This window comes from Pseudomonas sp. GW823-FHT02E01, assembly GCF_058797535.1.
Genome location: NZ_JBXAJS010000015.1, coordinates 86,853 through 112,575, shown reverse-complemented (window position 1 = coordinate 112,575; position 25,723 = coordinate 86,853). Strand labels below are relative to the sequence as shown.

17 protein-coding genes are annotated in these 25,723 nt (G+C 60.7%); 9 read left to right on the top strand and 8 right to left on the bottom strand.

All coding sequences use genetic code 11. The features are described from left to right. Positions 1-162 precede the first annotated feature (162 nt). Positions 163-1,746 carry a peptide chain release factor 3 gene (locus AC1RDQ_RS27060; protein ID WP_057716453.1) on the bottom strand — a complete coding sequence of 528 codons (1,584 nt, stop codon included), beginning with the start codon at positions 1,744-1,746 and terminating at the stop codon, positions 163-165. A gap of 438 nt (positions 1,747-2,184) precedes the next feature. On the opposite strand from AC1RDQ_RS27060, the gene AC1RDQ_RS27055 reads away from it, so the two are divergent. The 5 genes from AC1RDQ_RS27055 (at position 2,185) to AC1RDQ_RS27035 (ending at position 7,459) form a co-directional block, all read left to right on the top strand. Beyond that, entirely contained in the window at positions 2,185-2,901 is a 717-nt protein-coding gene (locus AC1RDQ_RS27055) for an ABC transporter permease (RefSeq protein WP_057716454.1), read from the top strand. Positions 2,902-2,921: 20 nt separating this feature from the next. Beyond that, positions 2,922-3,815 carry a glycine betaine ABC transporter substrate-binding protein gene (locus tag AC1RDQ_RS27050; protein ID WP_492588612.1) on the top strand — a complete coding sequence of 298 codons (894 nt, stop codon included), beginning with the start codon at positions 2,922-2,924 and terminating at the stop codon, positions 3,813-3,815. Between the two features lie 12 nt (positions 3,816-3,827). Continuing rightward, on the top strand, positions 3,828-4,481 hold the full coding sequence (locus tag AC1RDQ_RS27045; RefSeq protein ID WP_057716456.1) for an ABC transporter permease: 654 nt from the start codon (positions 3,828-3,830) through the stop codon (positions 4,479-4,481). Continuing rightward, complete coding sequence (locus AC1RDQ_RS27040) at positions 4,478-5,635, top strand: osmoprotectant ABC transporter ATP-binding protein OsmV (RefSeq protein ID WP_090453059.1); 1,158 nt, start codon at positions 4,478-4,480, stop codon at positions 5,633-5,635. The genes AC1RDQ_RS27045 and AC1RDQ_RS27040 overlap by 4 nt, the downstream gene beginning before the upstream one ends. A gap of 660 nt (positions 5,636-6,295) precedes the next feature. After that, on the top strand, positions 6,296-7,459 hold the full coding sequence (locus AC1RDQ_RS27035) for a type III PLP-dependent enzyme (RefSeq protein ID WP_056728269.1): 1,164 nt from the start codon (positions 6,296-6,298) through the stop codon (positions 7,457-7,459). Positions 7,460-7,616: 157 nt separating this feature from the next. Here the strand turns inward: AC1RDQ_RS27035 and AC1RDQ_RS27030 are convergent, their stop codons facing one another. Next, a complete protein-coding gene (locus AC1RDQ_RS27030; RefSeq protein ID WP_492588613.1) occupies positions 7,617-8,345 on the bottom strand; it encodes a tetratricopeptide repeat protein in 729 nt (242 codons plus the stop codon). A gap of 30 nt (positions 8,346-8,375) precedes the next feature. Then, positions 8,376-9,056, bottom strand: coding sequence for a Fe2+-dependent dioxygenase (locus AC1RDQ_RS27025; RefSeq protein WP_090453057.1), 681 nt, complete (start codon positions 9,054-9,056; stop codon positions 8,376-8,378). Positions 9,057-9,263: 207 nt separating this feature from the next. Here AC1RDQ_RS27025 and AC1RDQ_RS27020 point away from each other — a divergent pair, with 207 nt between their 5' ends. Then, entirely contained in the window at positions 9,264-11,588 is a 2,325-nt protein-coding gene (locus tag AC1RDQ_RS27020) for a TonB-dependent receptor (protein WP_057716460.1), read from the top strand. A 162-nt stretch (positions 11,589-11,750) separates the two neighbouring features. Continuing rightward, on the top strand, positions 11,751-14,279 hold the full coding sequence (locus AC1RDQ_RS27015) for a PepSY domain-containing protein (RefSeq protein ID WP_492588610.1): 2,529 nt from the start codon (positions 11,751-11,753) through the stop codon (positions 14,277-14,279). A 128-nt stretch (positions 14,280-14,407) separates the two neighbouring features. Here AC1RDQ_RS27015 and AC1RDQ_RS27010 read toward each other — a convergent pair whose 3' ends face one another. From AC1RDQ_RS27010 to ptsP, 4 genes are all read right to left on the bottom strand, one after another. Next, on the bottom strand, positions 14,408-15,949 hold the full coding sequence (locus AC1RDQ_RS27010; protein ID WP_492588608.1) for an alkaline phosphatase D family protein: 1,542 nt from the start codon (positions 15,947-15,949) through the stop codon (positions 14,408-14,410). Between the two features lie 183 nt (positions 15,950-16,132). Next, on the bottom strand, positions 16,133-17,872 hold the full coding sequence (locus tag AC1RDQ_RS27005) for a PTS fructose-like transporter subunit IIB (protein ID WP_492588607.1): 1,740 nt from the start codon (positions 17,870-17,872) through the stop codon (positions 16,133-16,135). Positions 17,873-17,883: 11 nt separating this feature from the next. Beyond that, entirely contained in the window at positions 17,884-18,825 is a 942-nt protein-coding gene (gene pfkB, locus AC1RDQ_RS27000; RefSeq protein ID WP_492588606.1) for a 1-phosphofructokinase, read from the bottom strand. Continuing rightward, positions 18,825-21,686 (bottom strand): phosphoenolpyruvate--protein phosphotransferase, encoded by a 2,862-nt coding sequence (gene ptsP, locus AC1RDQ_RS26995; protein ID WP_492588605.1) that lies wholly within the window; start codon positions 21,684-21,686, stop codon positions 18,825-18,827. The genes pfkB and ptsP overlap by 1 nt, the downstream gene beginning before the upstream one ends. Positions 21,687-21,976: 290 nt before the next feature. Between ptsP and cra the strand changes: the two genes are divergently transcribed. Then, entirely contained in the window at positions 21,977-22,972 is a 996-nt protein-coding gene (cra, locus tag AC1RDQ_RS26990; RefSeq protein ID WP_150812831.1) for a catabolite repressor/activator, read from the top strand. 3 nt (positions 22,973-22,975) lie between these two features. Next, a complete protein-coding gene (locus tag AC1RDQ_RS26985) occupies positions 22,976-23,752 on the top strand; it encodes a TatD family hydrolase (RefSeq protein WP_492588604.1) in 777 nt (258 codons plus the stop codon). 27 nt (positions 23,753-23,779) lie between these two features. Here AC1RDQ_RS26985 and AC1RDQ_RS26980 read toward each other — a convergent pair whose 3' ends face one another. Continuing rightward, a complete protein-coding gene (locus tag AC1RDQ_RS26980) occupies positions 23,780-24,484 on the bottom strand; it encodes a methyl-accepting chemotaxis protein (protein ID WP_371319476.1) in 705 nt (234 codons plus the stop codon). Between the last annotated feature and the right edge of the window lie 1,239 nt (positions 24,485-25,723).

Genomic DNA, 25,723 nt, shown 5'->3' with positions numbered 1-25,723 from the left:
TATCTGTCGCCAATAGCCATGGAGCAAAAAGCGGCATAAACACCGTAACCGGTGTCCGGGATTACTTGACCAGTTCAGGCTCGCTCCTACAGGGAATTGCGCCAGGCAATAAAAAACCCCGCAGCTTTCGCAACGGGGTTTTGGGTGTTTCGGAGTCAACGCTTAGTGATGCTCACGGGTCGCACGGAATTTCACGTCCGGCCAGCGCTCTTCCATCAGGGCCAGGTTGACCCGCGTCGGTGCGAGGTAGGTCAGGTGACCACCGCCGTCCAGCGCCAGGTTTTCCACAGCCTTGTTGGAGAATTCCTCAAGCTTCTTCTTGTCGCTGCATTCGATCCAGCGCGCAGAGTAAACAGTGATCGGCTCGTAGGAGCACTCGACCTTGTATTCCTCTTTCAAACGGCTCGCGACCACATCGAACTGCAGCACACCGACGGCGCCGAGGATGATGTCGTTGCTGCGCTCCGGGAAGAACACCTGCGTCGCGCCTTCTTCGGCCAGTTGTTGCAGGCCCTGGCGCAGTTGCTTGGATTTCAGCGGATCTTTCAGGCGTACGCGACGGAACAGTTCCGGGGCGAAGTGTGGAATGCCGGTGAAACCCAGGACTTCGCCTTCGCTGAAGGTGTCGCCGATCTGGATGGTGCCGTGGTTGTGCAGGCCGATGATGTCGCCGGCAAACGCCTCTTCCAGTTGCTCACGCTCGGAGGAGAAGAAGGTCAGCGCGTCGCCGATCCGCACGTCCTTGCCGGTGCGCACGTGGCGCATCTTCATGCCTTTTTCGTACTTGCCCGAGCAGATACGCATGAAGGCGATGCGGTCGCGGTGTTTCGGGTCCATGTTCGCCTGGATCTTGAAGATGAAACCCGAGAACTTCTCTTCCACCGGCTCCACGGTGCGCTCGTTGGCCACGCGTGCCAGTGGGCGCGGCGCCCAATCAACGACGGCGTCGAGGACGTGGTCGACACCGAAGTTGCCCAGTGCCGTACCGAAGAACACCGGAGTCAGTTGACCGTCGAGGAACTCCTGCTGGTTGAACTCGTGGCAGGCGCCCTGCACCAGTTCCAGTTGCTCGATGAAACGTTCGTACTCGTCACCCAGGTGGGCGCGGGCTTCATCGGAGTCGAGCTTCTCGATGATCCTGGTTTCGGTGCGTTCGTGGCCGTGACCGGCGGTGTACACGATGATGTAGTCATCGGCGAGGTGATACACGCCTTTGAAGTCACGGTAGCAACCAATCGGCCAGGTGATCGGCGCAGCCTTGATCTTGAGGACGGCTTCGATTTCGTCGAGCAGTTCGATCGGGTCGCGGATGTCACGGTCGAGTTTGTTGATGAAGCTGACGATCGGCGTGTCACGCAGACGGCAGACATCCATCAGGGCGATGGTCCGAGGCTCTACACCTTTACCGCCGTCGAGAACCATCAACGCCGAGTCCACCGCCGTCAGGGTGCGATAGGTATCTTCGGAGAAGTCTTCGTGGCCCGGGGTGTCGAGCAGGTTGATCATGTGTTCGCGATACGGGAACTGCATGACCGACGTGGTAATGGAGATACCCCGCTGCTTTTCCATTTCCATCCAGTCGGAGGTGGCATGGCGATCGGATTTACGAGATTTCACCGTACCGGCTACCGCAATCGCCTTGCCCATCAGCAGGAGCTTCTCGGTGATGGTGGTCTTACCGGCATCGGGGTGGGAAATAATGGCGAAAGTGCGGCGTTTCGCGACTTCGGCGGCCTGTTTGGTCATGGGAAATCGCCTGGCAGGTGATTCAAAAAAGGGCGCAGATTATAGCCCAAGTTGATCGAAGAACCGAACCGTTGAGCACATTAGGGGTGGCCAAATGCTGCTTCAGATGGGAACCTTTTAAAGCACGGAGACGTCCACTCCCCCGTAACGACCACTCGTCGGGGGCCTGAAACACCTGCAATTCGGCCTGACGAGGCTGTGCTCATGGCTCGATTGCCGTGCGTTTCCCCCTGTAGGAGCGAGCCTGCTCGCGATGGACGTCAACGATAATGCTGGGTACCTGAAGGTACGCATTGTCTTGAAGTTTTTCGCGAGCAAGCTCGCTCCAACAGTGAAACGCGCTCGGCATGAGCTGCTTATCGCGATCATTTTTTCGGCAGCCAGGAATGGCGTTGCCACACGAGAAAGTGTTCGCCGACTGAAAAAAGGAGTCCGCCTGTGGCTATCCACTATGGCAAAGGGCTGATAGGAGGCGCGCTGGTATTCGCCCTTCTGGCCCTGCTGATCCAATGGATCGGCATCAACACGATCGAACACTACCGCGACGATTTGTTGTTTTACCTGCAAGCTCATCTGGTTCTCGTCCTCGCTTCCATGCTGGCCGCCCTTGTCGTGGGCATTCCTGCCGGCATCCTCCTCAGCCGCCCGTCCATGATCGGCCGTGCCGAACGCTTCATGCAGTTCTTCAACATTGGCAACACCATTCCGCCCCTGGCCGTCCTGGCCATCGCCTTGGGCATCCTCGGCATCGGCAGCGGTCCTGCGATCTTCGCCCTGTTCCTCGCCTCTTTGCTGCCCATCGTGCGCAACACCTACGAAGGCCTGAAAAACGTTCAGGGTTCGCTCAAGGAAGCCGCCGTCGGCATCGGCATGACCCCGCGCCAGGTGCTGTGGAAAGTCGAATTGCCCAACGCGGTGCCGATCATCATCGGTGGTGTGCGTGTGGCATTGGCGATCAATGTCGGGACGGCGCCGCTGGCGTTCCTGATCGGCGCCAACAGTCTCGGCAGCCTGATCTTCCCCGGCATCGCCCTGAACAATCAGCCGCAATTGCTGCTCGGCGCGGCCTGCACCGCCCTGCTGGCCTTGTTGCTCGACGGTCTGGTGACACTCGCCAGCCGCCTCTGGCTCGAACGCGGCTTGCGCCCGTCTTAAGCCTCGGCAAAGGAATCGTCATGAAAACTTCAAGCTTTTTACTAGGCTGCGTCCTGCTGTTCGCAGGATTTGCCCAAGCCACGGAAAAACCGTTGATCCGCATCGGTGCCCGGGTGTTCACCGAACAGACCCTGCTGGCGGAAATCACCTCGCAGTACCTGCGCACCAAGGGTTACGAGGTGCGGGTGACCGGCGGCCTGGGCAGCAATCTGGCCCGCAGCGCCCATGAAAGTGGTCAACTGGACATGCTCTGGGAATACACCGGCGTTTCGCTGGTGGCCTACAACCATGTCACTGAAAAACTCGACAGCGAACAGTCCTACGCACGAGTAAAAGAACTCGACGCGAAAAAAGGCCTGGTCTGGCTGACACCGTCGAAATTCAGCAACACCTATGCCCTGGCACTGCCGAAAAACGTTGCTGACCAATACCCGCAGATCAACACCATCAGCGAGCTGAACTCGGTGCTGCGCAAGGAAGCCGAGGCCAACAATCTGGTGGCGCTGGATACCGAGTTCGCCAACCGCTCGGACGGTCTTGATGGCATGGTCAAGCTCTACGACATGAACCTGACCCGCAAGAACATCCGCCAGATGGACGCCGGACTGGTCTACACCGCGCTGCGTAACGGCCAGGTGTTTGCCGGTCTGGTCTACACCACCGACGGTCGCTTGAACGCCTTCAAACTCAAGCTCCTGGAAGACGACATGCATTACTTCCCCGACTACACCGCCGCACCGGTGGTGCGTCAGGCCTACCTCGATGCGCATCCGCAACTGGCCGAACAACTCAAGCCTCTGGCTGAGCTGTTCGACGACGACACCATGCGCGAGCTCAATGCGCGGGTCGATGTCGATCACCAAAGCCCTTCGTCCATTGCCGCAGATTTCCTGCGCCAGCATCCAATCAAATAAGGAGGAAAAGCCATGGAATTTCTCAACGCCTTTTCCCACCTCGACTGGCAGCAGGTGATACAGCTGACCGGCCAACACATCACCCTGGTCGGCATCGCCGTGACCCTGGCGATTGTGGTTGGCGTGCCGCTGGGCATCCTGATGACACGCTTCCCGAGCCTCGCCGGGCCTTTGCAAGCCAGCGCCACGGTGCTCCTGACCGTGCCGTCGATTGCCCTGTTTGGCCTGCTGCTGCCGTTCTACTCCAAGTTTGGCCAGGGCCTGGGCCCGATGCCGGCCATCACCGCGGTGTTTCTGTATTCGCTGCTGCCGATCATGCGTAACACCTACCTGGCCCTGACCAACGTCGAACCGGGCATCCGTGAAGCCGCGCGCGGCATCGGCATGACCTTCGGCCAGCGCCTGCGCATGGTCGAATTACCCATCGCCGTGCCGGTGATCCTCGCTGGTGTGCGCACTGCCGTGGTCATGAACATCGGCGTCATGACCATCGCCGCGACCATCGGCGCCGGTGGCCTGGGCGTACTCATCCTCGCTGCCATCAGCCGCAGCGACATGTCGATGCTGATTGTCGGCGCTGTACTGGTCAGTGTGCTGGCGATCATCGCCGACCTGATCCTGCAAGTGCTGCAACGTTCGCTGACTCCAAAAGGACTGCTCAAATGATCGAACTTCAAAACCTCAGCAAGACCTTCCAAAGCAACGGCAAAGATGTGAAAGCCGTGGACTCGGTGAGCCTGACCGTCAATGAAGGCGAAATCTGCGTGTTCCTCGGGCCATCGGGTTGCGGCAAAAGCACCACGCTGAAAATGATCAACCGCCTGATCAAACCGACCTCGGGCAAGATCCTGATCAACGGTGAAGACACCACGGGCCTCGACGAAGTGACGCTGCGCCGCAACATCGGCTACGTCATCCAGCAAATCGGTTTGTTCCCGAACATGACCATCGAGGAGAACATCGTCGTGGTGCCGAAACTGCTCGGCTGGGACAAGCAGAAATGCCACGACCGCGCCCGCGAGTTGATGAGCATGATCAAACTTGAACCCAAGCAATATCTGCATCGCTATCCCCGCGAATTGTCCGGTGGCCAGCAACAGCGGATCGGCGTGATTCGCGCACTGGCCGCCGATGCACCACTGCTATTAATGGACGAGCCGTTCGGGGCAGTCGACCCGATCAACCGCGAGATGATCCAGAATGAGTTCTTCGAAATGCAGCGGGCGCTGAACAAGACCGTGATCATGGTCAGCCACGACATCGACGAGGCGATCAAGCTCGGCGACAAGATCGCGATTTTCCGCGCCGGCAAGCTGCTGCAGATCGATCACCCGGACACTTTGCTCGCGCATCCGGCGGATGAGTTTGTCAGCAACTTCGTCGGCCAGGACAGCACACTGAAACGCCTGCTGCTGGTGAAAGCCGAAGATGCGGCGGACAACGCGCCTTCCGTCAGCCCGCATACCCCGGTGGCCGAAGCTCTGGAGTTGATGGACGAGCATGACCGACGCTATGTGGTGGTCACTTGTGCCGAGAATAAAGCCCTGGGTTATGTACGACGTCGTGACTTGCACCGTCAGAGCGGCACCTGCGCGCAGTACCAACGCGAGTTCAACGCCACGGCGGCGTACGACGAACATTTGCGTATTCTGCTGTCGCGCATGTACGAGTTCAATCGGGCGTGGTTGCCGGTGATGGATGCCGAGCGGGTGTTTTTGGGCGAGGTGACGCAGGAGTCGATAGCGGCTTATTTGAGCTCCGGTCGCTCCCGTGGAATGAAGACCAATATCGTCTCGCCAGCCGAGGCGGTGGTCGCCTGACAGCTCACATAACCAGGTAAAAACACAAAACCTGTGGGAGCGAGCTTGCTCGCGATGGCGTCATTTCAGACGACTACGATGCTGGCTGTGAAAATGTCATCGCGAGCAAGCTCTCTCCCACAGGTTCTATGCGATTTTCCAGTGATTCGCAGGCCGGAAAAAAATATCAACAGTAGCGCCTGTAAAAACCATCCGAAAACACGCTCCTGAATAGTCAAATCCCCTCTCAGCCCACCTTTTCGCAGCCAACTTCGCCGATGTTGACGCTATCGTAGTTACTAGCGACTTTGCACACAAAAGCGTCGAACGTGCAGGTATTTTTAACACTCCATAAATCCTCGGGAACATCCGACTGTCATCTGTGTCGGTTACAAAGAGTGATGCCTGCAACGCGCGTCAGAAGAGTGCAAAAACGCGACATTTTTTGTTGATCTCAAGCCCCTCACGCCCTAAAGTTCGCGCCGAACGTCCATGCTGGAAACGATCCATCCGGCTCAAGTACTGACGACGAGACAGCAAGGCCAAGGGAAAGCTGCACTTCCCATGGCCTTTTTGCTTTCGGCGACATGCCTTGGGAAGTAGGCGAACCAAAGTGGGGATACGGAGGACGTTCATTTGCACCCATTGATTAACAACGTTTGCCTTTAGGAGCTCCCAGGTATGTCGATCCAGGTCGAAGACTATTTCGCGCGTGAAACCTTTCAGAAAATGAAGGCGTTCGCCGACAAACAGGAAACCCCGTTCGTGGTGATCGACACCGCGATGATCAGCCAGGCCTATGACGACCTGCGCGCCGGTTTCGAATTCGCCAAGGTCTACTACGCGGTCAAGGCCAACCCGGCCGTCGAGATCATCGACCTGCTCAAAGAGAAAGGCTCGAGCTTCGACATCGCCTCGATCTACGAGCTGGACAAAGTGCTTGGTCGCGGCGTCAGCGCCGACCAGATCAGCTACGGCAACACCATCAAGAAATCCAAGGACATCCGCTACTTCTACGAGAAGGGCGTGCGCCTGTTCGCCACCGACTCCGAAGCCGACCTGCGCAACATCGCCAAGGCCGCACCGGGCTCGAAAGTCTACGTGCGTATCCTGACCGAAGGCTCGACCACCGCCGACTGGCCGTTGTCGCGCAAATTCGGCTGCCAGACCGACATGGCCATGGACCTGCTGATCCTCGCCCGCGACCTGGGCCTGGTGCCTTACGGCATCTCGTTCCACGTCGGCTCGCAGCAGCGCGACATCAGCGTCTGGGACGCGGCGATCGCCAAGGTCAAAGTGATCTTCGAGCGCCTGAAGGAAGAAGACGGTATCCACCTGAAGCTGATCAACATGGGTGGCGGCTTCCCGGCCAACTACATCACCCGCACCAACAGCCTGGAAACCTACGCCGAGGAAATCATCCGCTTCCTGAAGGAAGACTTCGGTGATGACTTGCCGGAAATCATCCTGGAGCCAGGCCGCTCGCTGATCGCCAACGCCGGCATCCTGGTTAGCGAAGTGGTACTGGTTGCACGTAAATCCCGTACCGCGGTAGAGCGTTGGGTGTACACGGATGTGGGCAAGTTCTCCGGCCTGATCGAAACCATGGACGAAGCCATCAAGTTCCCGATCTGGACCGAGAAGAAAGGCGAAATGGAAGAAGTGGTCATCGCCGGTCCAACCTGCGACAGCGCCGACATCATGTACGAAAACTACAAGTACGGCCTGCCGCTGAACCTGGCCATCGGTGATCGCCTGTACTGGCTGTCGACCGGTGCGTACACCACCAGTTACAGCGCCGTCGAGTTCAATGGCTTCCCGCCGCTGAAGTCGTTCTACGTGTAAATACTGCGTAGAAAACAAAAAGCCCATGACCTGTCATGGGCTTTTTTGTTTATGCAGTTCCATGTAGGAGCGAGCTTGCTCGCGATGGATTTCAGAGCACCGCGTGTACTCAGACAGCACGCGTTATCGTTGTCCACCATCGCGAGCAAACTCGCTCCTACAGGGTTTCGAGCTGTTCGGCACGTTGTTTGTAATCCACAGCCATCGCCTGAATCTGTGGATCATTGGCGGCTGACAATGCCTCACAGGCCACTCGCAGAAAATTCAGGTTGCCACCGGCCAATGCCTTGCGCAGCCAGACCAACGCATCCTCGATATTCCCTTCGTCGGTCAAGACCGCAGCAAAGCTGAACTGCCCGCGAAAATCCCCGCCCTCGGCCGAACGTCGATACCAGTTACGAGCCGCTGCCGGATTCACCGGACAGACCCGCCCTTCTTCCAGATACCGCCCCAACAGATTCATCGATTTTGCATGGCCCAACTCAGCCGCACGGCGATAGAGACTCAGTGCCTGAAGCTGATCCTCAACCACCCCGCGACCGGTCGCCAGCAGATTGGCGTAGTTGTACATCGCCCAATCCAGCCCTGCAGTGGCCGCAAGTCGGTAATGCCTGGCCGCTAGCGAGGCATCGGCAGCGCAGCCCCAACCATGCTCATGGCAACGACCGAGCATGTTGCGCGCCATGAGGTGCCCCTGGCGCGCTGCGATGCCGAACCAGCTCAGCGCCAGCGGTTGGTCCTGCGCGATCCCCTGGCCGTCGAGCAGGATCTGCCCGAGCAAGGCCTGGGCTTCGACCTCTCCTTCTCGTGCGGCAATCAGGATGGCCTGGGCCGCACGGGCCGGACTTTCGTCGAGCATCGCGCGCAGGCGCTCACCGTCGAGCATTTCCTCGCGGCGTAAACGAAAATCTGCCACTTACACCTCGACCCAGCGACGCAACAGGTTGTGATACGTCCCGGTCAGGCGGATCAGCGATGGATGATCGGGCACATCGCGGGTCAGTTGCTGGATTGCCCCGTCCATCTCGAACAACAGGGCGCGCTGGCTGTCTTCACGCACCAGGCTTTGCGTCCAGAAAAACGAGGCGAGCCGCGCTCCGCGTGTCACCGCATTGACCTTGTGCAGACTGGTGCCGGGATACAGCACCATGTCGCCGGCAGGCAGCTTCACCCGTTGGGTGCCGAAGGTGTCCTGGATCTCCAGCTCGCCGCCGTCGTAATCCTCCGGCTCGCTGAAGAACAGCGTGGCGGACAAATCCGTTCGCACCCGCTCGATGCTGCCTTTTGGCTGACGCACCGCGTTGTCGATATGGAAATCGAAACTGCCACCGGCGGTGTAACAGTTCACTAACGGAGGGAAGACTTTGTGCGGTAACGCTGCTGACATGAACAGCGGATTTTTCCACAGCCGCTCCAGCATCGCCGCGCCGATCTCCTTGGCCAGCGGGTGACCTTCCGGCAACTGCAAATTGTGTTTGGCCTTCGCCGACTGGTAGCCGGCGGTGATCTTGCCATCGGCCCAATCGGCTTGCTCCAGAGCCTCGCGAATGCGCTGCACCTCGTCTTTTTCAAACAGGCCGGGAATGTGCAGCAGCATGACAAAGGCACCTGAAACCAAAGGGATGCCAATGGTATTGATTCTTATTGCCTGTGTAAAACACATCTGACGAATGAGTCAGCAGAAACCGTAAGGGTAAATTGTAAAGAATGTAAATTCAGTGCGAATAGTAATGTTTCGCAATTGATACGAATACGTGTTTACCCTATATTCCGCGGCCTCAAATCCTTGGGGAGGGGAACTCAAATGTCGCGTCAACAACCACAAGTACCGGTCAGTTCACCACGTCTGCTCGCATCGGCCATCGGCATGGCGATTACTGCCGGCTCTGCGGGCCACATGGTTTTCGCGGCGGAAAAAGCCGACGAAAAAGCACCGGGCAATGTGATTTCGCTGGGCGCCACCGCCATCACCGGCGAAGCTCAGGACGAGACGACCTACAACGTAGAGAAAGCCTCCTCGCCCAAGTACACCGCGCCGCTGGTGGACACACCGCGCTCGATCACCGTCATTCCGCAACAAGTGTTGAAAGACACGGGCGCCATGAACATGCAGGACGCCCTGCGCACCATTCCTGGCATCACCTTCGGTGCCGGTGAAGGCGGTAACCCACAGGGCGACCGTCCGTTCATTCGCGGCTTTGACGCCCAGGGCGATACCTACCTGGACGGCGTTCGCGATACCGGTTCCCAGAGCCGCGAGATCTTCGCTGTGGAATCGATCGAAGTCAGCAAAGGCCCGAACTCTGCCATCGGCGGTCGCGGCGCTGCAGGCGGCAGCATCAACCTGGTCAGCAAGAAAGCTCACCTGGGCAATTCGTTCGATGGTGGTTTCACCTGGGGCTCCGACCAGACCCAGCGCTACACCATGGACGGCAACTATCAGTTCACCGACACTGCCGCTGGCCGTCTGAACCTGATGAGCCATGAGAGCAACGTCGCCGGACGTGACAGCGTCGACTACGACCGCTGGGGTGTCGCACCGTCCCTGGCTTTCGGCCTGGGTACAGACACTCGCGTCAACCTCGACTACTACCACCTCGAAAGCAACGACACGCCGGATTCGGGCATTCCGTACTCGATCCCGACCACTCTCGCGGCTGGACGCACCAAGTCCAACCCGGACAAGCCGAATGACGGCGGCGACAGCAGCAATTTCTATGGTCTGACCGACCGCGACTTCCGCAAGACCCGCACCGACACCGCGACCTTCGCCATCGAGCACGACCTGAGCGACTCGCTGACCATCAAGAACACCCTGCGTCACGGCACCAGCATGCAGGATTACATCCTGACCCAGCCGGACGACAGTAAAGGCAACGTCAACAACGGCAGCGTCTGGCGCCGGGCGAACACCCGCGTGAGCAACACCGAGACCACCACCAACCAGACCGACCTGTTTGGTGATATCTACATCGCCGGGTTCAAGAACAGCTTCTCCACCGGTGTCGAATACACCCACGAGGAAAGTGAAAAATCCTCGTACAACGTCAACACGGACACCACCCCGGGAACGGCAGCGGTAACCAACAACTGCTCGCCGGCACTGATCGGCGCGCCAAGCGGTTACAACTGCACCTCGCTGTCCAACCCGACGCCGAATGATCCGTGGAGCGGTGCCATCTCCCGCAACTACGCGGGCACCGATACCAAGGCCAACACCTACGCACTGTATGTATTCGACACCCTGACGTTGTCCGAGCAGTGGCTGGTGAACATGGGCCTGCGCTACGACCATTTCGACACCGACTACAAAACCTTCAACGGTTCCAGCGTGACCACGTCCAAGGGCGATGACACCAGCGAGTTCGTTACCGGTCAGTTCGGTGTGGTGTACAAACCAGCGGAAAACGGCAGCATCTATGCCTCCTATGCGACGTCTGCCACTCCACCAGGCAACACCCTCGGCGATGGCGCGGAAGGCAACCCGTTGGGTGGCACGCCGGATCGCAACGGCAACCTGCTCAAAAGCGACATGGAGCCGGAAACCACCAAGAACTACGAAATCGGTACCAAGTGGGATCTGCTGAACGATCGTTTGTCCCTGACTGCCGACATCTTCCGCACCGAGAAAGAAAACGCTCGTGTGCAAACCAACACCACTACGTTTGAAAACGTCGGCAAAACCCGCGTTCAAGGTATCGAACTGTCGGCCACCGGCAAGCTCACCGACAAATGGCAGGTCTTCGCCGGTTACGCCTACATGGACAGCGAGCAAGTCGATGGCGGCGACCTGCCGGCAAACAAAGCCAACAACGGCAACGAACTGCCTAACACGCCGAAAAACAGCGCCAGCCTGTGGACGACCTATCAGGTCACGCCAAGGCTGACCATCGGTGGCGGTGCGTTCTATGTCGATGACGTGTTCGGCAGTGCCGCCAACACCACCATGGTCGATTCCTACGTTCGTTACGACGCAATGGCGGCGTACAAGCTGACCAAGAACGTCGACCTGCAACTGAACGTACAGAACCTGACCGACGAAACCTACTACGACAAGGCGTTCTCGACTCACTTCGCCAACCAGGCGGCCGGTCGTACCGCTTTGCTGAGCACCAACTTCCACTTCTGATTGCCACTCACACTGCAATCCCTGTGGGTGAATGCTGAAATCAGACCTGGCCCCGTTCATCCACATGAACGGGGCCTTTGTGCGTAAAAAGAATGCTTCTCGACAACCCCACGGCATAATGCGCGCCGTGATGAATCAACTTGAACGAACAAGGCGAGCGACGTGTTGAAGAAAACCCTGTTCCAGTTGCACTGGTTTTTCGGCATCAGCGCCGGGCTGGTCCTGGCCCTGATGGGCATCACCGGGGCGGCGGTGTCGTTTCAGGATGAAATCCTGAGCACACTCAATCCTTCTGTGTTGCAGGTCGAGAAACAGGTCGCCGGTGTGCTGCCGCCCGTCGAACTGGTGGAGCGAATCGAAGCCGCATCGGGCAAAAAAGTCTCGATGCTCACGGTGGAAACGGACAGCGGCAGCGCCGCCAAAGTGTGGTTCACCCCGCCGCCGGGTGAACGCCGTGGCGAGATGCGCTACTTCGACCCGTACACCGCCGAGTTCCTCGGCGACGCCACCGGCCAGGGCTTTTTCGGCCTGATGCTGCAACTGCACCGTTTCCTCGCCATGGGCGACACGGGTCGGCAGATCACCGGCGCGTGCACGCTGATCCTGGTGTTCTTCTGCCTGTCCGGCCTGTACCTGCGCTGGCCTCGCCAGTGGAAAAGCTGGCGGACCTGGCTGACCCTGGACTGGAAGAAAAAGGGCCGCAGCTTCAACTGGGACCTGCACTCGGTGGCCGGCACCTGGTGCCTGGTGTTTTACCTCCTGGCGGCGCTGACCGGGTTGTCCTGGTCCTACGAGTGGTACAACAAAGGCCTGACCCGGTTGCTCTCCGATTCACCACAGAGCGAACGCGTTCGCGGCGGACGCGGCCCTGCGCCAAGCGGTCCGGCACCGACGGCCGATTACGCGGCGATGTGGAGCAGCATCTACAGTGCGGCCGGTCCGCAACTGAGCTCCTATAACGTGCGCATGCCGCCCGTGGCCGGCCAACCAGCGACCGTTTACTTCCTGCTGAAAACTTCGCCTCACGACCGCGCCCTGAACCAGATCACCCTTGACCCGGCCACCGGCGTGGTCAAACGGGTTGATCGCTACAGCGACAAGAGCCTCAAGGCGCAACTGCTGACCAGCATCTATGCGCTGCACGTCGGTAGTTACTTCGGCATCGTCGGGCGCATTATCCTGACCATCGCCTCGCTGACCATGCCGCTGTTCTTCATCACCGGCTGGATGCTGTACCTGGATCGTCGGCGCAAAAAACGCCAGATCAAGGATGCGCGCAAAGATCTCGTGCAAACCGCCAGCGACGCGCCGGCGTGGCTGATCGGCTTCGCCAGCCAAAGTGGTTTTGCCGAACAGCTGGCATGGCAAACCGCCGGGCATTTACAGGCCGCAGGCTTGCCGGTCAAAGTGCAGCCATTGGCGGACGTCAGCGAACAGGACTTGCATGAATCGAACAATGCCTTGTTCGTCGTCAGCACCTTCGGCGACGGCGAAGCACCGGACAGCGCCCGCAGTTTCGAGCGCAAGGTACTGGGCCGGACACCGAGCCTGGGACGCCTGAATTACGCCGTCCTGGGGTTGGGCGACCGGCAGTATCAACACTTCTGCGGTTTCGCCAAACGCCTGCACGCCTGGTTGGGCGAACAGGGCGCAAAGACCCTGTTCGCCCCGGTGGAGGTCGACAGCGGTGACCCTTACGCCTTGCGCCACTGGCAACAGCAACTGGGCCTGTTGACCGGCCAGGCCCCCGTGGATACCTGGCAAGCGCCCAGCTACGACAACTGGACCCTGCTGCATCGTGTACTGCTCAATCCGGACAGCAGTGGCTCGCCGGTGTACTTGTTGGGCCTCAAGCCTCCTTCCACCAGCAGCTGGCTGGCGGGCGACCTGGTGGAAGTGATGCCGCGCAACTGCCCGTGGGCCATCGAGCACTTCCTCGATGGCATGGGGATTCACGGTGAAACCAAGGTGCAACTCAACGGCCTGGAAGAAACCCTCGAACAGGCCCTGGCCAGCCGCCAGTTGCCGGAGAACCGCGCCCACCTGGTCGGCCTGCACGCCCAAGCGTTGGCAGAGGCCCTCGTGCCGCTGGCGATGCGCGAGTATTCCATTGCGTCGATCCCGGCCGATGGCGTGCTGGAATTGATCGTGCGTCAGGAAGTGCATGCCGACGGAAACCTCGGTGTCGGTTCCGGCTGGCTGACCGAACACGCGCCGGTGGGCAGTTCCATCAGCCTGCGCGTGCGGCGCAACAGTGGTTTCCATCTGCCGGCCCAACCGGTGCCGATGATCCTGCTGGGCAATGGCACGGGCCTGGCCGGGTTGCGCAGCCTGCTCAAGGCCCGGATTGCCGATGGTCAGCAACGCCAGTGGCTGCTGTTTGGCGAGCGCCACCGCGAGCACGATTACCTGTGCCGAAAGGAGCTGGAGGAGTGGCTGATCAATGGTGATCTGGCGCGCCTCGACCTGGCATTTTCCCGCGACCAGGCCGAAAAGATTTACGTACAGGATCGCCTGCGTGAATCAGCGGCCGAGCTCAAGAAGTGGCTGGCGGACGATGCGGTGATCTACATCTGCGGCAGCCTTCAAGGCATGGCTTCGGGCGTGGATCAGGTGCTCAACGAAGTGTTGGGTAGCGCCGAAGTGGAGCGCCTGATCGAACAGGGCCGCTACCGCCGCGACGTGTACTGATTCACTGAGTTCCCTGTGGGAGCGAGCTTGCTCGCGATTACGGTCTATCAGTCAACCAATGTGTTGAATGTAATACCGCCATCGCGAGCAAGCTCGCTCCCACAAGGGCTCATGTATCCATCTCCATCTCAAACCGGCTGCAACTTCCGCTCGAATACAGACACCCCGTCCAGATCCCGCAACACCACGCTCAACTCCCCGCTCTGCCCATCGATGTTCACCTCGCCAAAAAACTGAAACCCGGCAAACGGTGAGACGTTCTGCGCGGGCGGCGCCTTCTCGAACACCACTTCAGGACCAAAGGTTTTATCCAGCGAGTTCGGTCCAAAGCTACCGGCATTCAGCGGTCCGGCGACGAACTCCCAGAACGGTTCGAAATCCTGAAACGCCGCCCGATCCGGATGGTAATGATGGGCCGCGCAGTAATGCACATCCGCGGTCAGGAACAGGAAATTGCGCACCTGTTGCGCCCGCAGAAAGCCAAGCAATTCTGCGATTTCCAGTTCACGCCCCTGTGCCGGGCCGGGGTCACCGTTGGCCACGGCCTCCCAGCGCGCGACACCAGGGCTGACCTCGCCGTCGGGCACGCCGAGGCCAATGGGCATGTCGGCGGCGATCACTTTCCATTGCGCGTTCGAGGCCTGCATTTCGCGCTTGAGCCAGTCCAGTTGCTCACGCCCGAGGAAAGGTTTTTCAGCGCCCTGATTGTCATCGTTGGGCCCGCGATAACTGCGCATGTCCAGTACAAAAACATCGAGCAGCGGCCCGTAACCAAGCTTGCGATAGATCCGCCCGCCGCCATTGGCACTCTGCAAACGCATCGGCGCATATTCAAGCCAGGCCTGGCGTGCGCGGCCCACCAGACTGTGGATATCTTTGTCCTGGTAACGCGCATCCAGCTGTTTGCCCGGCGACCAGTTGTTCACCACTTCGTGGTCGTCCCACTGCCAGATCTGCGGGACCTCGGCATTGAAACGACGGATGTTTTCGTCCATCAGGTTATAGCGGTAATTGCCGCGGTACTCATCAAGGGTCTCGGCGACTTTGCTCTTGGCCTCGGTGGTGATGTTGCGCCACACACGGCCACCTTCTGTGATGAGCTGTTCCGGGATCGGACCATCGGCGTAAATGGTGTCGCCGCTGTGGATAAAAAAGTCTGGCAGACGCAGGCGCATTGCTTCGTAGATGCGCATGCCGCCAATGTCCGGGTTGATGCCGAAGCCCTGGCCGACGGTGTCGCCGCTCCAGACAAAACGGATGTCACGGCGGGTCTGCGGCACGCTGCGCAAGTGACCGAACCAGGGCTCGCTGGCGATACCGCTCTGGGCGTCTTCAAACTGCACGCGATAGAAAATCGCCTGACCGGCGGGCAGCCCGGTGAGTTCGACCCGGGCAGTGAAATCGGTGCGCGCATCGGCCAGGGACGAGACGAATCGCCGGGGGTTGGGAAACAGGCTGCGGGTGTCCCACTCCACCACCATCCGCGCGGGGCGGTCGCAGCGGCTCCAGATGATCGCCCGGTCGCCCAGCAGGTCGCCGGACTGCACGCCGTCGGTGAGTTGCGGCCGATCCTTGACCGAAGCGATCACCGCCGGCGCCAGCCCCGGCAACAGCAATCCGGCGCCGACCGCTTGCATGACACGACGGCGCCCGAGGTTGAAATCGCTCATGGTGTTCTCCCTGGAAAAGGAAAAACTAAAGCATGACCCTATGACCCTGGCATGACACAAATCTTCCCAGCGCTGAAGATCCCTGTGGGAGCGAGCTTGCTCGCGATAGCGGTCGTTCAGCCAACATATTTGTTGAGTGTGAATCCGTCATCGCGAGCAAGCTCGCTCCCACAGGGTCAGGTGTCAGGCGGTGACGGGCTCTACCGCCAACTCCACCACTTCCGGCCGTTTCACCAGCGCATACGCCACCGCCGTCAACAGACTCCCCGCCACAATCGCCAACAGGTAGAGCAGCGCATGGTTGATCGCGTTCGGGATCGCCAGGACGAACAACCCACCATGGGGCGCCATCAATTTGCAGCCGAAATACATCGACAACGCACCCGTCAGCGCACCGCCGGCGATGCTCGCCGGAATCACCCGTAGCGGATCTTTCGCCGCAAAAGGAATCGCCCCTTCAGAGATAAAGCACAGCCCCAGCACCAGCGCTGCTTTGCCGGCCTCGCGCTCGGTCTGGGCGAACTTGCGTCGGGCAATGAACGTGGCGATGCCCAGGCCGATCGGCGGCACCATGCCGGCCGCCATGGTCGCCGCCATCGGCGCGTAGCTCTGCGACGCCAGCAACCCCACCGAAAATGCATAGGCCGCCTTGTTGATCGGCCCGCCGAGGTCGACACACATCATGCCGCCCAGCAACACACCGAGCAGAATCGCGTTGGTGGTGCCCATGCTGTCGAGAAAATTCGTGAGCCCGGCAAGCATCCCGGCGACCGGTTTGCCGACCACGTAGATCATCACCAGACCGGTGAACAGACTCGCCAGCAGCGGGATGATCAGGATCGGCTTGAGCGCCTCAAGACTTTGCGGCAATCGCGCATAACGGTTGATCGCCCTGGCCGCATAACCGGCAAGAAAGCCGGCAATGATCCCGCCGATGAAACCGGCGCCCAAGGTGCTCGCCAGCAGTCCGCCGATCATCCCCGGCGCGAGGCCCGGACGGTCGGCGATGGAATAGGCGATATAGCCTGCCAGCAGCGGCACCATCAGCTTGAACGCGCTGTCGCCACCGATCTGCATCAACGCCGCCGCCAGCGTGCCCTCCTCCTTGAACGCGGTGATGCCGAACACGAACGACAAGGCGATCATCAAGCCGCCGGCCACCACCATCGGCAACATGAAGGACACGCCGGTCAGCAAGTGTTTATAGACGCCCGTCTTCTCCTGTTTGGCCGTTGTTTTGGCAGCGCTCGATGCGCTTTCCTGTTGGCCTTCGGCCAAGGCCTTTTTCAACGTCGCTTCGGCTTGCTTGAGGGCAATGCCGGTGCCGCAGCGATAGATTTTCTTGCCGGCGAAACGCTCGGTGGCGACTTCGATATCGGCCGCCAGCAGCACCACATCGGCCTCGGCAATCGCTTGCGCGCTCAATGGATTGCGCGCGCCGACCGAGCCCTGGGTTTCCACCTGCAGCTCATAGCCCAGGCGCTTGGCCGCTTGCTGCAAGGCTTCGGCGGCCATGAACGTGTGAGCGACACCCGTCGGACACGCGGTAACGGCCACCAGTCGCGGCGCGTTCTGGACAACCGCCGCAGGTTCGACGGCGGCCTCTTCGGCGGCGTAAACCTGAGCGTCCTGCGCTCCACGGCGCAGCACGGCTTCCACGTCTTGCAGGGCCTGGGCCGGGGTACTCTGGAACACTCGCTTGCCGACAAAACGCGACATTTCCACCGGCGCGCTGGTCACCAGCAACACCCACTCCGCCGCGTCGAGGGTGGCCGCCGACAGTTGTTTTTCGGGATGCGCGGCATCGGTGACTTCGACACTGGTGCTCCAGCCCTGACGCTGGGCCGCGGCATCGAGCAGCCGGGCACACAGCACACTGGTGACCATGCCGTTCGGGCAGGCCGTAACGATGGCTAACTTCATGACAATCCCTCTTATTGTTCTGTCAGGGGACGCACGCGCACACCCTGTTCGAGCTGCGCCAGTTGCGCTGCATCGCCAATGCCGAATCCGATCTGGGTCACTGCCATCGCGGCAATCGCCGTGGCGGTGCGCAAGGTCTGCTCCGGCGTATCGGCACTGAGCAAACCGTGGAGCATCCCCGCCAGCAACGAATCACCCGCGCCCACCGTGCTGGCGACGTTGACCCTGGGTGGTGTGGCATGCAGCGCCGAGCCGACGCTGAACCAGTTCACGCCATCGACGCCATGGGAAATCACCACATGCTCGATGCCCTGGGCATGCAAACGCTCCGCCGCCAAGGCCTGGGCACTGACCGACACGACCTCGCAGCCCAGCACCTCAGCCAGTTCTTCAGTGTTGGGTTTGATCAGCCACGGCCCCGCTTTCAGCGCTGCGCGCAATGCCTCGCCGCTGGTGTCGAGGGCGACATTCAGCCCCAGGTTCTTCAAGCGCAAGATCAACGCCTGCAACCATTGCGCACTGACGCCCAACGGCAAGCTTCCGGCGACAACCACCGCATCGTGCCCCGGAGCAATCTGCTCCAGCCGATCCATCAAGGCCTGCTGCGCCGCCTCGCTGACCTGCGGCCCCGGCCCGTTGATGTCGGTGATGCGGCCGTCGCTTTCCGCCAGTTTGATATTGCTGCGGGTTTCGCCCGGAACACGGATGAAGGCATCGACAAAACCGCGTTTGGCGAACAATGTTTCGAACGCTTGCAGGTTGTCTTCGCCAAGAAAGCCACTGACGGTCAGTTGATGCCCGAGGTCCGCCAGCACCTGTGCCACGTTCACGCCTTTGCCCGCCGCGTGGGTGTGCATCACATCGCTGCGGTTGACCTGGCCGGCTTCAAGGCGCGGCAACTGGACGGTCAGGTCCAGCGCCGGGTTGAGGGTCAAGGTAAGAATCCGGGACATTACAAGTCCTCCACTAATGCGCGCACTTCATTGGCACTGCCCACGGCCAGCGCCTGTCGGGCAAGGGTTTGAGTCTGAGTGAAGCCCAGTTCGCGAATCCGCGCCTTGACCTCGGCAATGCTGCGCGCCCCGACGCTGAGCTCATCCACTCCGAGGCCGACCAGCACCGGCACCGCCAGCGGGTCGGCCGCCAGCTCGCCGCACACACCGACCCATTTACCGTGAGCATGGGCCGCACGCACGGTGATGTCGATCAGTTGCAGCACCGCCGGATGCAAGCCATCGGCCTGGGCCGACAGTGTCGGATGGCCACGGTCGATGGCCAGGGTGTACTGGGTCAGGTCGTTGGTGCCGACGCTGAAGAAATCGACTTCCTTGGCCAGGACCGGTGCCAGCAATGCCGCCGACGGCACTTCGATCATGATCCCCAGTTGCAGGTCGGCGACCGGGATTTCCTGGCGCAGGCGTTCGGTCATGTCACGGGCCTGGCGCCACTCGTCGACGCTGCCCACCATCGGGAACATGATCCGCAGCGGCCGGTTGTCGGCAGCCCGCAACAAGGCGCGCAGTTGCGCTTCCATGATCTGCGGACGCTGCAAGGTCAGGCGAATGCCGCGCACGCCGAGGAACGGGTTCTCTTCCTTCGCAATCGGCCAGTACGGCAGCGGTTTGTCGCCACCGACATCGAGGGTGCGCACCACCAGCGGCCGTCCGGCCAGACCGTCGAGAACGCGGCGGTACTCGATTTCCTGGGTCGCCTCGTCGGGCGCTTGCGGGTGGGCCATGAAAATCAGTTCGGTGCGCAACAGGCCAATGCCTTCGGCGCCCTGCTCCACCGCACTGGTGACGCCGGCGCTTTCACCAATGTTGGCGAACACTTCGACGGCGTGGCCATCGATGGTCAATGCCGGTTGATGACGCAGTTCAGCAGCCGCCTTCAAGCGTTGCTCGCGGGTATCGCGTTCGGCCGTGGCGCGCTGCAAGGTCGCCGCGTCAGCGTCCACATGCAGACGACCACGCTGGCCATCGAGCAGCAAAGCCGTACCCGGTGCCAGCAGCAACACGCCGGGACCGGCGCCGACCAAGGCCGGAATACCCAGCGCCCGGGCAACAATCGCACTGTGCGCCGTAGCACCACCCCGAGCGGTGAGAATCCCCGCCACGCGAGCCGGGTCGAGACGCGCGACGTCGGACGGGCCGACCTCGTCCATCACCAGAATGTACGGTTGATCCGGTTCGCTCGGGGTTTCGATGCCGCTGAGTTGCATCAACACCCGACGCCCGATGTCGCGCAAGTCGGCCGCACGCTCGGCGAGCAAGGCATCCTGCAACGCTTCCTGTTGCCGAGCCGCCGCTTCAATCACGGCCATCCACGCCGCCTCGGCACTTTCGCCCTGTTTGAGGCGCGTATCGACCTCATCGGTCAGTTCCGGGTCGTCGAGCATCTCTTGGTGGGTAATGAAGATTTCGCGAATGGCTTTGCTCTTGCTGCGCTCGATCAGGCCCTGGATGTCACGGCGTACCTGCTCCAGGGCGTGCTGGAGGCGCTCGCGCTCGATGCCGGCGGACTCGCCGCGCAACGGGTAATCGATGGTTTGCAGCACCTGAATATGCGCCGGGCCGATGGCGATCCCCGGAGCGGCGGCAATCGCCTGAACCACACTGCCAGATAACGGGGCGAGGACCACTTCGGTCAAATCGGCAACGACTTCAAGCGCCTGACTTACCGGCGGCAGCGGTTCGACTTCCTCCCCGAGGCCTTCTTCGATGGCGGCCAACAAGGCCGGCAACGCATCCGCCGCGATGCCCGGTTCGGCGATGATTTCCAGGACCTGTCCCCGACGAGCGCCGAGGCTGAGCAACTTGCTCAAGCTCTTTACCGACACCGCACTGTCATGGCCATCGACGATGCGTACGCGGATGTCACCTTCAAAACTCTTTGCCAGTTGCGCGAGGATTTTCGCCGGGCGCGCATGCAAACCGTGGGCGTTGGCCAATGCAATTCGCGCGCTGGGCCAGTCGGCGGGCACGTCACCACCGAGCACTTCGAGGACCTTGCGGCTGCTGGTGGCGCGCCCCAACTCATGGCCACGCCCTTCGATCAACAACGCGCACAGGCGTTCGAGCAAGGCTTGATGGGCCTCACCGAGGCTGGCCAGGCAGAATAGTCCAGTGAGTGGCTGGCCGAGATAACGCAGCGGTCTGTCCGGGGTGACGAAGGCCAGGCCCGGACGCTTCACCGTCTGCTCGCTGTGCAGCCACCACAGGCCATCGCCCAAGGGCAGCGCTTCAACCTGCTGCAACACCGCGGAGAAACCGTTGCTCACGCAGTCGGCCTGCCGCAGCAAACGTGCACCACGCCAGACCAGCTCTTCGAAATCTTCGGCCGCCACACCGAGGCCGATCATCTGTGCATCCAGCGCCAGCTCCTGCGGCGCGCCTTGCAGCAACTTCAGCAAGGCTTCGGCGGAGCCGGCGCGACGCAGGGCCTGGCCCAGGTCAGTCTCGCCGAGGGCGCGGGTGAGCAATTGCAACAGGCGCAGATGTTCATCGGATTTGGCGGCGATACCGATCGCCAGGTAAACGATATGACCATCGCCCCAGTCCACGCCATCGGGGAACTGCATCAGGCGCACACCGGTGGTGAACACCAGGTCGCGGGTTTCGGGCGTACCGTGGGGGATGGCAATACCTTGACCGAGAAAGGTCGAGCCCTGAGCCTCCCGCGCCTGCAAGCCGGCGAGATAACCCTCGGCAACCAGGCCGTCGGCGACCAGATGCCCGGCCAGCAATTGCAGGGCTGCGGACTTATCCACAGCCGATTGGCCCATCGAAATCTGCTCTACAGTGAGCTCGAGCATGCTTTCTCCTTTTTGGCGCCTTGGGGCACCAGGTATTGTTTTGAATGAGTCAGCTTAGGCGCTTGGTCATCGCTTTTGGCGGTTTCACGGCAGAACCGGCCAAAGGCGCCTAAAACGTAGAAAATACGCTTGCTGAAACGTTTAATCTATATCGATTGGCACGTTACTCGAAATTGGCCCATCCTTGAAGTCCAACTTGTCGGATGCGTTGCGACAATGGTCGCCTGCCTTAATCGGTTAGGATTGACGAAAATGTCGAGGCAATCTCGAAAAAACAAGGAAACAGCGGGTTGAAACTCAGTGATATCGCCCAGTTGGCCGGTGTGTCCGTCACCACCGCCAGCTATGTCATCAATGGCAAGGCCGAACAACAGCGCATCAGCAGCGCTACCGTCGAACGCGTGCGCGCGGTCGTCGAACAACATGGCTTCACGCCTAACCCACAGGCCGCCGGATTGCGCAGCCGACACACCCGCACATTGGGGTTCATTCTGCCGGATCTGGAAAACCCCAGTTACGCGCGAATCGCCAAATTGCTGGAACAAGGTGCGCGGGCCCGGGGTTATCAGTTGCTGATCGCCAGTTCCGACGATGCGCCGGACAGCGAACGGCAATTGCTGCAGTTGTTCCGCGCCCGGCGCTGCGACGCACTGATCGTTGCCAGCTGCCTGCCGCCTGGCGACGACAGCTATCGCCAATTGCAGGCCAAGGGCATTCCGATCATCGCCATCGACCGGGTCATGGAACCCGAGCATTTCTGCTCGGTGATCAGTGACGACCGCGAGGCCAGCCTGCAACTGACCCGCAGCCTGCTCGATCCCTTGCCCAAACAGATCGCGCTGATCGGCGCCCGCCCGGAGCTGAGCATCAGCCAGGAACGTTGCGCCGGTTTCAAAGAGGCGCTCGTCGGGTTCAACGGTGAGGTGCTGATTGAAGAAGGCGAATCCTTCAGCCGCGAGTGCGGCAAACAATTGATGGAAGAATTACTGCAGCGCCTAGGCCATTTGCCCGATGCCCTGGTGACCACATCCTACGTGCTGCTTCAAGGCGTGTTCGATGCGCTGCACGACTTCCCGCTGAAAAACCGCCCGCTGCGCCTCGGCACGTTCGGCGACACTCAGTTGCTGGACTTCCTGCCGCTGCCGGTCAACGCCATGGCCCAGCAGCACCAGCTGATCGCCGACAAGGCCCTCGCACTGGCCCTGGCAGCCATCGAGCAGTCGGATTACCGGCCCGGTGTGCAAGCCATTGCCCGCACGTTCAAGCAGCGTATTCGCCAGGACTGAACCGTGGAGCTGATCGACACCCACACCCATCTGGATTTTCCGGACTTCGACGCCGACCGTCAGGCGCTGCTGGCCGAAAGCCGCGCCCTCGGGGTGCGGCGGATCGTGGTGCTGGGGGTTTATCAGGCCAATTGGCAGCGGGTCTGGGAGCTGGTGCAAAACGATCCCGACCTGCATGCGGCGTTCGGATTGCACCCGGTGTATCTGGACGATCATCGCCCTGAAGACTTGAGCGAACTCGGCGATTGGCTGACCCGCCTGGCTGGCCATCGGCAACTGTGTGCCGTCGGCGAGATCGGCCTGGACTACTTCATCGAAAACCTGGACCGCGACCGCCAGCAGGCGTTGTTCGAGGCGCAATTGCAATTGGCGGCGGATTTCAATCTTCCAGCACTGATCCATGTGCGGCGTAGCCATGCGGCGGTGATTGCCACGCTCAAACGGTTTCGCCTGAAACGGGCCGGCATCATCCACGCCTTTGCCGGCAGCCAGGAAGAAGCCCGGGAATACATCAAGCTGGGTTTCAAACTCGGCCTGGGCGGTGCCGCGACCTGGCCTCAAGCGCTGCGCATGCACCGAGTGCTCGCCGAGCTACCGCAGGATTCTGTGGTGCTGGAAACCGACTCCCCGGACATGGCGCCCGCCATGTTCCCCGGCCAACGCAACAGCCCCGCGCATCTGCCCGCGATCTGCGCGGCACTGGCCGACATCATGGCGATCAGCCCCGAGCAATTGGCTGCGGCCAGTACGGCCAATGCCTGCGAGTTGTTCAACTGGTGAATCAAATCCTGTGGTATCAGGCGACCGCTATACCCGGAACGCGCTGATCAACTGTTTCAACTCCACGACCTGGGCCGACAACGCCCGGCTGGCATCTTCGGTCTGGTGCGCACCTTCAGCGGTGCGCTCGCCAGCGCGATTGATCTCGACGATGTTCTGGTCGATGTCGTGGGCCACGGCGGTTTGTTGCTCCACTGCGGCGGCAATCTGCTGGTTTTGGTCGACGATCATGCCGACCGCTCCCAAGATGTTTTCCAGCGCTCGCTGGACCTTTTCCGACTGCCCGACCGTGCCATTGGCCATTTCATGGCTGGTGCCCATGGCCTTGACCGCCGCGCCGACACCGCCATGGAGCCTGGTGATCATCTGCTCGATTTCTTCGGTCGATTGCTGGGTTCGTTTGGCCAGGGTCCGGACTTCGTCGGCTACCACGGCGAAACCACGGCCCTGCTCACCGGCCCGTGCCGCCTCGATGGCGGCATTGAGCGCCAGCAGGTTGGTCTGCTCGGCGATACTCTTGATCACTTCGAGCACACGGCTGATGGACTGGCTGTCGCTGGCCAGTTGGTTGATCACCAGTACCGATTGATCGATCTCGCTGGCCAACGCGGCAATGCTGCCTTGCTGTGACTCCACCAGGCCACGACCACTGATGGTCTCATCGTTGACACTGTGGGCACTGCTCACCGCCGCGGCGGCACTGCGCGCCACTTCCTGGGAAGTGGCCGACATCTGGTTCATCGCCGTGGCCACTTGTTCGATCTGCGTGCGCTGCCCGGCGACGGCCTGGTTGCTTTGCGCGGAAACGCTTTCCACCTGGCCGGCCTGACGCTCGACTTCGCTGACGGTCTGCCCCACCCGCTCGATCAGGTCATGGATCTTTTTCACCGTGCCGTTGAACACTTCGCCCAGCTCCCCCAGCTCATCGCGGCTGTGGGCGCTGAAGGTCACAGTCATGTCGCCGGCCGCCACCTTGTCCATCACCGCCCCCAGGCGCTTGAGCGTGGTGCGGGTCGAGGCATAGAAAGCGCCGTAGAGATAAAAGATCAACACAAAGACGACTGACAGCGCCACGGCCTGCAAGACCATGTGCGTGCGATTCTGCTCAAGTCGCTGCTGCAATTGCGGGCCGAGATACTTCAGGACCGCCTCGTTGAGTTGGTAAGTCTGGTCCATCAGGGCGCTGACCTGATCGTAAAAGCCCTGCCACGGCGCGTCGAGGGTATCAGCCATGACCACTTGTTCTTCGAACAGCTCGCTGGCTTTCTTCAAGGATGCCCGGCTGCTATCGGCCTGAGTGGCCAGGGTCTCACGCGCAGCCTTGCTGGAACCCAGGGCATCCTGCAACTTCAGGCCATACTCGGCCTGGAGCTTTTCAATCTGCGCCAGCAATTCATCGAAACGGGTACTCGAAGCCGAGTTGATGAATCCCTGCCCCAACGAGTAAGACCCCATTGCCCGACCTTCGCCCAGGATCTGGGTGACCCGCGGCGTGACGAGGGTGACAAGCTCGCTCAACTGGCGCATGTCGCTCTGGTTGTCGCGACTGAGACCGGACTGGCTGGTGATGAGCTGGCTGAAAATCTGCGCGCTGCCCACCAGCTTGCCGATCAAGGCACTTTTGCTTTGCAGGGAATTTTCCGTTTGCTGGGCCTTGAACGCGGCGATCATTTCATCGCGTTTGCCATCAAACACCGCAACCTGCTCCGGGTCGCTGGTCATCGCCGTCAGCCCTTGCAGACGAGTCAGAATATTCTGCTCAAGGGCGCTGATTTTCGACTCGACGTTGCCGGCCTTGCCGGATTGGCCGAGGCTGACATTGATCTGCACCAGGTTGTTCAGGGTTTCCAGATCGCGCCGCAACGTCAGGCTGTTGCCCAACAGGTCGAGACTTTGCAGCTCGATGCGCGTGCCCTGGAATTCGCGGTAGGAGTCACGCACCAGATAGAAGTTGGTCACCAGCATCGGCAC